Raw genomic sequence first — 9,326 nt, 5'->3', positions numbered from 1 at the left:
GTGGAGGAGTCGCAGCGCGCGGTGTGGTCGTTCGCGCCGTTCGAGCGGGTGGGCCCGTTGAGGTTCGGCATGACCCACGATCGGGCGATGGCCGCAGTGGACGGCGTCCTGAGGGCGGTCGGAACGAGCGGGGACGGCCGGGGACGGGTGACACAGGCCGATCTGTGGCCCGTACGCGGCCCGGCGGGCTCGAGGATCTCCGGTGCGGCGGTGAAGAGGATCTCCGGTGCGGCGGTGAACCTGTACTACGACGAGTCGATCGGCCTGGCCGCGATCGCGATCGACGCCCGACGCGGCCCGCAGGTGCACCTCGACGACATCCCCCTGGTCGGCCGGACACCTTCCCGCCTGGAGGACGCCTTCTGCGACCACCTCACCGCACGCGGCCACCAGGTGCGGTACTCCCGCGACGTCGACCCGCGCGCACCCGAACTCGGCGTCGTGGTCCGTGTCCAACGCGCCGGCGACCACGTCCTCACCCGCCCCGTCCTCCTCGCCCGTCCAACTCCCGCCGCGCCTGAACCCACACCATCTCGAACTCCTTCACCGAGACCTCGATAGCCAGCGGCCGATCGCGCCAACCCTCGACTTCGCCCTCGGCGAGGAGGCCGAACCGCTGTTCATACCGGCGCATCGCCGCGGCGTCGGCATGATCACGCAAACGAAGCACCTCTGCCAGCGAGGCCGCGGTCACCGGCCGCGTGTCCGTCACTTTGACCTCGACTTGACGCGCGACCCAGCCGTCGTCGTCGGCCTCGAAGTACTGCCAGAGGTCTTCATCCTCGTGATAGGTACGGAACCAGATCGTCATGTCGCAATCCTGGCGCACGACCTCGACCAAACCCACAGGGGCACCCCCACTCGCCACGCCGGTCGTGCCGCTGGTGAGCGGGACCACGATCCGCCGGTCGCGGGTGTCGAGGAGGGCGAGGAAGTCGCCGGTGACCAGGGCCCCGTTCTCGGGTCCTTGGACCGCGATGGTGCCGGCGCCTTCGACGAACGTCACCTCGACCTTGCGTCGTTGCCGTGGAGCCTGCGTTCGAAGCACTCACCGGCATGGACCATCGGTCGGGGAAAGATCGGATCTGCGCGAACGTCTCGGTGCTCAAGGCACCTGGGCCACAGCCGTAACGATGCTCCGTGCGGTCACATCGACGGCCATGGGACCGACCGCTCGAAAGTGGACGAGGCCCGGGTCACCCACGACATGTTCCACGCGGAACTCGTCGACGAAAGCGCTCGTCATCTCCAAGCGTCGTCGACGCGGACGTTGACGATTCCTTGAAGCGTGATCCTGAGCCGCAGCCCGGGATCGCCTTCAAGCCACAGGTCGACAGCGCTTTCACCGCTCCACACGGCCACGGAAACCCGCTCGATGAAATACCCCTCGAAGGAACGAAGCAAGTCGGACGCGCGCCTGCACACGGCTTCGAGGGAACAGTCGACATCCAAGGTTCTTCTCCGGTCTCGTCATGAGGATGATCCCACGGGAACAATGCCGCACCACGGATCGGAACACCGCATCCCGGCCCGCATGGTCGCGCTCGACATGTACGTCAGTGAACGCTTCGGGAACAGCGGTTGGCGCCGCCCGCAGTGACGCCCGCAGCGTCGGCCCACCAGCGCAGACCAGCCGCATGATCCTGGGGACGCTTCCGGGCGCGACATCTCGAGACGCCACGCCTCGGGTGATGTCGGCTTCCCCGAGTTGGGTGCACCGGACGCGGTTCGCTCGGCGAGAAACGGGGACGACTCCTCGGCGAACTCGGCGTGCGGTGGTGAACCGCGGCACCGGTCTGGGTGGTTCGAGCGCGGTGGGCGCGGGATACGCGGTGCGGATGGCGGTGGGGTCGGGATCAGGTGGAGATCGGGGCGGCCGTGTCGAAGGCGTGGCGCAGGGTCTGGTGGGTCCAGTCGTGGGGGAATGTGCGGCCGGTGGTTCTGCCGCAGCGGATGGTGATGTTCGCCGCCGCGCCGGCCGACAGGCGACGGCCCGGGGCGTACTCCCATGCGGTCGCGTCGGCCCGGTGTGGTCACCGGTGGCAACGCGCACGAACAGCGGGCCTTCGGGTCCTTGTGCGCGACGCACGTCGTCCCGCAGTGCGCGTGCCGCCGCGGCCGGGCACACGATCGGATCCGGGCCCCACGGGATCTCGATCACGTCACGGCGGTGGGCGTGTTGCCGGAAGAGCGAGACCAGCACGCCGTGTTCCCGGACGGTCAGATCGCGCGTGTCGAGGGCGACGAGTTCGGTGGCCGTCGCGTCGCAGGCGTATCCCAGGAGCACGAGCGCGCAGGCACGCACACCCGGCGGCGTGGTGCGATCGACGGCGGCCACCGTGTCACGCAGACCCGTCGGGACGAAACCATCGAAACGAAACACGGAGCCGTCGAAACGAGACACCGACACGGCCTCACCCGGCACATCGGGAGCGTCAACCATCGAACCTTCCTACCCGACCCCGGCCGCGACGTCACCCTCATATAGGGCACCACGCCCGGCTGCGGGCCGTCGAAGATCGAGGAGGGCGATCCGGGCGCCACACGACGTCGGAATGCGGTCGGCGGCGGCATCGAGTCGGCGCGCCGGACACCGGCCCCGGGCGGGTCGGATCTGCCGCCATGCGGCGGCCCTCACGCCCCATCCCCGCCATTTCAACCCACCACCAGCCCGAAAACGCCACACCCCCACACCGACGGCCCCGGCCCCAACGGGAAACCTCCCGAAAGTCGTAAGGAAACCCGGGCAGGAATCCCGGGCAGGACCGCGACGGGAGTATTCGCGATGCGCGTGGTCGTCGCGCCCGGTACGGTGTGCAGCCGATCGTCCGGGGGATGGGTGGGGTGTCGTGGCGGGTTTGCGTATGACGGTGTGTCTGCCCGCGAAGGCACGAGACGGCGACCTCGCCGCGGCGATCGGCGCGGCGATGGCTCCGTTCGAGGAGGACCACACCTCGGACGAGGCGCGCGACATCTGGGACCGGTGGACCGTTCGCGGCGGCAGCGACGGCTGCGGCTACTTCGTCGCCCCCGGCTACGCCGACGACCCGCGTCTCGTCCACGACACGCCGTGGTCCGTCGGAGAGGAACTGCCAAGTCTGCCGGGCATGTCGGCCGGAGGCCCCCGGGAGGCGCTCGATTTCACGGAGCCGCGGACCAGGGCGAGGACGGCCCTTGGCGCCGGGTGGGATCTGTGGCGTCGGATCAACGCGGACGGTCGGCCCGTTCAGCCGCTGTCCCGGTTCAAGGCCCGGTACGAATCGGAGCACGGGGCGTCTTCCGTCCCAGAAGCCTTTTGGGACTACCGTGCCCAACCGAAGGTCGGCGAGTTCTACGACCACTGGGACCGGACGACACGCATCCCCGGCATGCTCAACTTCGGGTACTCCTCCCTCACGGATCTGGATTCCTGGTTCGCGGGCGACCGCGAGGAGTTCGTCGAGCGCGAGGCCCCCAGGGCGCTCCGGCACTTCGGGGACCTCCTCACCCTCGACGGCTGGTGGATCGAGGCGGGGAGAAACGACGCCGGCGTCCACGGCCCCTGTGGCGAACCGGTGCCATGCGAGCACGCACCGGACGATCCCCTGTGCCTGACCGATCAGATCACCTACCTGGAATCGCTTCCCGACGACGCGCTCCTCGTCACACTCAAGTGCCACGTCTGAACCCGATCCAACGCGCGATGGCCACCGCCCCCGCCCGGGCGGCCGTCGTCCTCGCGACGTCGGCGGAGAACGAGAGCAACCGCCCACCCGACCCGGCATGCCCCGGTAGGACCACGACGGCAACTCGCGGTGCCGAGTAGCGCGGCGCAGAGCAGGTCCGGAGACGGCGTGCGCGGGGATGCGGGCGGCGCTCGGGAGCCGGGCAACGCGGGACCTGTTCCTCAGGGCCTGCCACCGGGCGGTACCGCATAGCGAGCGACGATCGCGGCAAGGGCGTGCCACTCCCGATCACTGAGACGGTACGGGTTCATCCCCCGATTTCTGCCCATTTTATCGAATATGCCGCAGTCGGCGAAGGAGTTCTTGGCGGTCAGCACGTCGTCGGTGTGCAGGATCGCACGCGGCACGGTGACCGGCAAAGTCTCTTTGATCTGTAGGCGCAGGTAGCGCGTGCCACGCAGCGTGTACTGCCCGCGTACGACCACACCTTGCGAGACCACGACCTGCGTCTTGGCACGGTAGTCGGCGCGCCACAGAAGGTACGGCTCGTCCGGTTGCGGAGCCTCGGCCGGGGAGAAGTTCCGCCCCATCGACCACCGGAACCGCGAGCCGACACCGTGCTTGGACGAATCAAGGTTGCTCGGACTGCCGTCCCAGGCCAGCACCCAGCCGGTCACACGTGCCCCTTGCTCCCTGGCTCCGCTCCGGAAGGCTTCGGCGCCGCCGGACTTCGAGGAAGTCCCGTGGCGGGAAGAACGGTTCGGCCCGTCCGGCGCCCGTTGGCGCCTTCGCCCGCATGGCCTCCGGGCGCTGCGGGCGGTCTCACCGTACCGCGCTGCAGCCGTCGCGGCGGGACACCCGGCCGAAGCACCGGTCAACGCAGGCCGGCACGCATGGCCCGGTAGAGGTCCGGATGCTCTCGATACAGCTCGAGCATGGCGTGGTCCCGGTCTTCGGCCCTGATCGCGCTGCCGACGGTATCGGACGCCGCCGCCGCGAGAGGTACCCACCTCACCCGATCGTGATCGACGCGGGCGCGGGAAGGGGCCATCGGGTGCCGGTGTCGGGGTCGCCCGCCCAGACGAACTGTTCGTAGTCGGCCGTGACGGTCATGCCGTGGTCGTACAAGCCGATCGCGCCCGCCTCGATCCACGTATCCCACGCGGTCTCGAGTTCGTCGACGAGGCGGCGCAAGCCGCTCTGGGAGGCGATCGGACGACCGTTCGGCGGTGTGGAGATCGTCGCCCAGGACTCGGCGCCGTCGTGGAGGCGGGCGTGGACGCCGTCCGTGTCGGCGGTGGTATCGAACAGGACGTCGGGCAGCCGCAGGCGCAGCGCCCACATCAGGTGGGCGTTGTCGTGCAGGGGGCGTGGGTCGCGGGTGAAGGGGCGTTGGTGGTCGGGGTCGCGGTCGGCGCGGATGTGCGGGTGGTGGGGGTGCCGCGGGCGTTCATGAATCGGGCGAGGCCGTGGAGCCGTCCTGTGGCCGAGCGGCCGTCTTTGCCGGTGGTGAGGGCGAAGTAGCCCAGGCGGGTCCAGGGGAAGACGATGTCGCCGCCGGGGGTAGTCTGTTCGATCCAGGCGCGGGGACGGGTTCGACCGCGTAGGTGGCGATCAGCCGGTTGTAGGGGCGTTCGGGGCCCAGCCGAGGGCTCCGTCGCCGACCCGGACATCCACGTGCGCTCCGGCGCGGGCCAGGGTCTCGGCCGCGCCGGCGGCGAGGGTGGGATCGGCCTCGACGCCGGTGACGTGTCCGGTGAGGCCGGTGCGGTGGGCGATCAGGGCGGCGTTCCAGCCGGCGCCCGTCCGGCAAGGCGGCAATGGAGGCCAGGGCAGCAACGGGAGCAGCGCGTGGTGCAGCCAAGCGCAGGACGTTCACAGGTATCCCTCCTCCGGCGGCGACAACGGAACCGCAGGGTCGAGTCCCGACACTGTCGCCGGCCGTCCGGGTCGTCCTCGCCGTTCAGCAGGACCGCATGACCGTCAGACCGTGGAATGCCCGCTGCCCGGGTACTCCTCGGAGGGCATCGAGTCCCACTCGGTGTTCGCGCCGTCGCGCGTCACCATGAACAACGGGCGTGATCGCAGGACTTGCCCGACCATCTGCCCGCACAAGACGACACCGGAGTCATCCGGTCCCGCGTAACCCGCGGGCGAGTAGCGAAGGTACACGCCTCTCGCCTCGGCGTACGCAATCGCGTCGCTCTCCAGTTCCTCTCGGTCCCTGCCGACCAGGGCGAGTCCGTCGTGGGCGACTCGGGGACCGTGCACGGCGTCGACGGCCACGCAGAACAGCCCCGCGTCCCGGCTCACATAGGCCGTGACCGCGGGCGGTGAAGGAGCCGGCTCGCGACGGCGGACCTCGATCCACCACGTCGGCGAGAACGTCGCGTGGCGCCACACGCAATCACCGACCCTCGTCCGACCGAGCATCCCGGCCGCCGCCTCGACCACCTCGTCGACCGTCATACCGAACCGCAGCGGTCCGACGCCGACGGCCGGCGTGTAGAACCACTCGTCCCATTCGGCAGCCCCGGTCCCGGGCACCGTGGTCGCTCCCCAGACCTGCCGCCGCCTCGTGCTCGGAGTGTCGTCCGGCACCGGGATCGGCGGGCGCTGGGGCCGGTCGGCGAGGACCTCCTCGAGGTGCTCGTGCTCGTAACACTCGATCGCGTACGCCAACGCCTCGTACGCGTCGTCGTCCAACCGAGGCTCCCACCCCCTACGGCGGGCGTCATCCGCCGCGGAGACGGCGGCGACGGCCCGGGTGTACGCGTCGAAATCTGCGAGAACGGCGCCGGGCACCGGAACATCGGTCACGGGAAAGATCATCACCGACGGCACCGACACATCGGGCACAGCATTCCGTCGTCCGGAACAGGGGCCGGCGCAGCCGGGGGCGAGCCCCGACTCGGGAACGGCGCCGAATGCGGTCCAAGTCGGTATCCGGGACGGCGGGATCCGGGTGGTTTCGGGCCGCAGCCGCGTGGGTTCACGGTTGGGCTATCGACGACCTCTTGCTGATGAGGGGTGATCGGCCATCACGGCGTTTGGTCTTGTCTCCCCTGGTGTGACGAACTGGTGCTCGGCTCACTCGGGTTTGAAAAACCCCGTGCCCGGCATCGGGTTTCGGGCGGATGATGTTCTTCTGCCCCGTTTCCCCGACGCTGTCTCGGCGCCGGGTCTGGAGACTCTCATGCCTGCTACGGCCTTCCGGTTGACGTTCGATCTGATCCGCTGCACTGGGTGTGGTGTCCAGCGAGTGCGCGGCGTGCCGTGCGCCGACTGCGGTCGGACGCCGCCTCGTTGGGAGATCAATCACAACAGCACCGGCCGCCGTGCCGCGGCCGAGGCCGCAGTACGTATCTACGACGAGCCGGCTGGCGCGGTATCGGTTGCCCGGTTCGCGTGGGAGGACTTCGACCTGCTCTGTGGGAGGCTCGAGGCGTGGCTTCGTGACTTCTTCCGGACGATGCAGGCGGTCGCCCGTGACGAACTCGGCTCGGCCGAGCGCCTTGCCGACGCGGTCCGCACCATCCCCGCCGAGCGGGCCCTGCTCGCGGCGGCGCCCCGCCAACGTCCCTACATCGGGTCCGTCGACGCCGCGGACGCCACCGTCGATCTGCTCGCGCGGATGGTCCGCAGCTACCTCGACGCGCTTCGTGCGGACACCCCGCTGAAGGCCCAGCGGCACGCGGATGCCGCGCAGCGGCTGATCGACGAAGGCGGAGAGCGGCTGGCCCGGTTCCGGTTGCTGCAGCATCAGTTGGTGACTGTGATGTCGGCGGAGCGCTCCGAGGAACAGCTGGCCGCGCTTGTCCAGCAGGCGTCGGTGGACCTCGGCGTGAAGACCCTGGCCCAACTGATCATCGCGGCCGAGCGCATGGTGGAGGGCCTGACCGGTGACGCGCCCGGGCCGGACTGCGGCGTCGGCCTTCATTTCGCCATGTACGACACCGCGATGCGCCTGCTCGGTGACCAGTCACGTTTTCGCCGGGTCGTGGCCGACAGCTACACCCTGTTCGCGGGCAACCCGGGCGTGTTGTCCGCACTCGCCGCCGAGCCGGACTTTCTGCCGGACCTGAAAGGTGCCCTCCTGGACCTGACCGATGCGGCCGGGCAGGCCACACATGCCGCGCGGACCTCGACGATCCCCCGGCAACTCGGAAACGCCCTCGCGGACGTCGCCGCGAGCCAGGTGGAAGGCCCCGGGCGACTGAGCGCCATCGCCCTGTTGGTCGCCACCGGGCGAAAGACCCGCCCCTACGACAAGTTGCGCCACGACAACGGGACCACCCTGTTGGGCAACGCCTGCGACCACGCGGACCTGGCGCCACTGCTGACGGGGTTCAACCCGCGGCTGCGGACGGCGCGTTCCCATGGCGGGATGCTCCGTTACACCGACACCGGGGTCACCCTCCTCGACAAGCACGGCCCAAGCGAGATCGCGTGGCACGAACTCGCGGACGGCATTCTCACCGCCTGCGAGAGCAGCCTCGGGTGCCTGGTCGGACTCCTTCAGGCGCTCAGCCGGCTGGGGATCTCCTTCGGCGACAGGGACGACTACCTCGCCCTGGGCATCACGCCCGCCGGCATGGTCGCCGCGGTGCTCGGCGGGCAGGGCTGTACGGACGTCGAGGTCCTCGTCGACGAACCCACGAACACCTGGCGCATCACCGCGCTGGCACCGACCGGCAGCGAACTCACCTCGCTGCTCGTGGGCGCCGCGGTCCTGATACCGGACACCGTCGAGCGCGTGGTGTTCACCGCCGACCGCGACGGCGAGATCCACGAACTGGCAGGCCCCACCACGCTGCTGAATCTCGTACCTGCCGACGCCACGGGACTCGAGGACGGGAGAGCCCTCATGCGGATGCTGCGGGCGTGGCGCCACAACGGAGAGCCCCTGATCGACACGGCTTCACTGCGCCGGTGGTCCGCCATTCAGTCGCTGACGTGCCTGAGGCAGGACGCGAACCCGATCCCCCGGCTGCGTGCGCTGCGAACGCTGGCGCACGAGACAGGCGACCCGGAACTCGCGCACGAGCTGACCACGGCCATCCGCAACCACCGCCTGAGCCATGACAAGAACGCCTCCACCCCGCGCACCCTCGATCGGCTCCTCGCGTGGGCCGAAGGAGCCTTCACCTTGCGCACCGTGTGAAGCCCCGGACGGTCGTTCTCGACACCTGGTCTTCGCTCGAGTCCACGATGCCCGCCGCAGAAACCCGGGTGGTCGAACGAAGCCTGGGATGGATCATGCTCCGCCGACGTCTGACCCGCGACTACGAGACCCTGCCCGCCAGTTCCGAAGCCATGCTCCACATCGCCTCCATCGACAACCTCACCAAACGCATAACGGGCGAGACCACACCCACCTGGCGAGGAACCTACTAGGACATAAAGGTTATTTCATCTAGATCAAATGCCCTCTAAATCCCCGCCCAGCGCGAGGGCCAGGACCGTCTTCCCCGGGTCGTGGATCGCTCGCGTCCTGCGCCACGGCGCGAGCACACGGGACGACCCGCGGTCCGACCCGACCATGCGAGCCGTCTCCGCGAGCAACTGAGGTGCTCTATTTCTTCCGGACAGTGACCCGCGTAGGGTTGTCGAGATTCGGAAATGAGAGAGAACGTGCCACCCAGATATCCGCAGAAGTTC

At 69.4% G+C, this 9,326-nt stretch carries 10 protein-coding genes and 1 pseudogene; 5 read left to right on the top strand and 6 right to left on the bottom strand.

The genetic code is table 11. The features are described 5' to 3' along the window. Positions 1-561: hypothetical protein (locus tag ACIRL2_RS51090; RefSeq protein ID WP_402242644.1), on the top strand; the 561-nt coding region annotated here is incomplete at its 5' end. Here ACIRL2_RS51090 and ACIRL2_RS51085 read toward each other — a convergent pair. Further along, positions 476-811, bottom strand: a complete 336-nt coding sequence (locus ACIRL2_RS51085; RefSeq protein WP_402242641.1) for a hypothetical protein — start codon at positions 809-811, stop codon at positions 476-478. The genes ACIRL2_RS51090 and ACIRL2_RS51085 overlap by 86 nt on opposite strands. Before the next feature lie 1,359 nt (positions 812-2,170). Between ACIRL2_RS51085 and ACIRL2_RS51080 the strand changes: the two genes are divergently transcribed. Next, positions 2,171-2,488, top strand: a complete 318-nt coding sequence (locus tag ACIRL2_RS51080) for a hypothetical protein (RefSeq protein WP_402242639.1) — start codon at positions 2,171-2,173, stop codon at positions 2,486-2,488. A gap of 361 nt (positions 2,489-2,849) precedes the next feature. Then, on the top strand, positions 2,850-3,665 hold the full coding sequence (locus ACIRL2_RS51075) for a hypothetical protein (RefSeq protein WP_402242636.1): 816 nt from the start codon (positions 2,850-2,852) through the stop codon (positions 3,663-3,665). A gap of 221 nt (positions 3,666-3,886) precedes the next feature. Here the strand turns inward: ACIRL2_RS51075 and ACIRL2_RS51070 are convergent, their stop codons facing one another. From ACIRL2_RS51070 to ACIRL2_RS51050, 5 genes are all read right to left on the bottom strand, one after another. Further along, on the bottom strand, positions 3,887-4,342 hold the full coding sequence (locus ACIRL2_RS51070) for a hypothetical protein (RefSeq protein ID WP_402242633.1): 456 nt from the start codon (positions 4,340-4,342) through the stop codon (positions 3,887-3,889). A 197-nt stretch (positions 4,343-4,539) separates the two neighbouring features. Beyond that, positions 4,540-4,680 carry a hypothetical protein gene (locus tag ACIRL2_RS51065; RefSeq protein WP_402242630.1) on the bottom strand — a complete coding sequence of 47 codons (141 nt, stop codon included), beginning with the start codon at positions 4,678-4,680 and terminating at the stop codon, positions 4,540-4,542. Continuing rightward, positions 4,677-5,009 carry a hypothetical protein gene (locus ACIRL2_RS51060; RefSeq protein ID WP_402242627.1) on the bottom strand — a complete coding sequence of 111 codons (333 nt, stop codon included), beginning with the start codon at positions 5,007-5,009 and terminating at the stop codon, positions 4,677-4,679. The genes ACIRL2_RS51065 and ACIRL2_RS51060 overlap by 4 nt, the downstream gene beginning before the upstream one ends. 270 nt (positions 5,010-5,279) lie before the next feature. After that, positions 5,280-5,486 carry a hypothetical protein gene (locus ACIRL2_RS51055; protein ID WP_402242624.1) on the bottom strand — a complete coding sequence of 69 codons (207 nt, stop codon included), beginning with the start codon at positions 5,484-5,486 and terminating at the stop codon, positions 5,280-5,282. A gap of 162 nt (positions 5,487-5,648) precedes the next feature. After that, positions 5,649-6,485 (bottom strand): hypothetical protein, encoded by an 837-nt coding sequence (locus ACIRL2_RS51050; protein WP_402242622.1) that lies wholly within the window; start codon positions 6,483-6,485, stop codon positions 5,649-5,651. Positions 6,486-6,861: 376 nt separating this feature from the next. Here ACIRL2_RS51050 and ACIRL2_RS51045 point away from each other — a divergent pair, with 376 nt between their 5' ends. Beyond that, positions 6,862-8,829 carry a hypothetical protein gene (locus ACIRL2_RS51045; RefSeq protein ID WP_402242619.1) on the top strand — a complete coding sequence of 656 codons (1,968 nt, stop codon included), beginning with the start codon at positions 6,862-6,864 and terminating at the stop codon, positions 8,827-8,829. 68 nt (positions 8,830-8,897) lie between these two features. Next, a pseudogene (locus tag ACIRL2_RS51040) lies at positions 8,898-9,062 on the top strand (IS5/IS1182 family transposase); the annotation flags it as partial. Positions 9,063-9,326: the final 264 nt, after the last annotated feature.

Origin of the sequence: Embleya sp. NPDC127516 (genome assembly GCF_044765325.1) — a bacterium.
Classification (GTDB): domain Bacteria; phylum Actinomycetota; class Actinomycetes; order Streptomycetales; family Streptomycetaceae; genus Embleya.
Note: the sequence above shows the minus strand (reverse complement) of the source record. Positions and strands in the feature narration are given on the sequence as shown.

Bases quoted from the DNA above. Each gene is read 5' to 3' on its own strand.
- ACIRL2_RS51060 (WP_402242627.1), bottom strand. From the start codon at position 5,009: ATGTGGGCGCTGCGCCTGCGGCTGCCCGACGTCCTGTTCGATACCACC.
- ACIRL2_RS51085 (WP_402242641.1), bottom strand. From the start codon at position 811: ATGACGATCTGGTTCCGTACCTATCACGAGGATGAAGACCTCTGGCAG.
- ACIRL2_RS51045 (WP_402242619.1), top strand. From the start codon at position 6,862: ATGCCTGCTACGGCCTTCCGGTTGACGTTCGATCTGATCCGCTGCACT.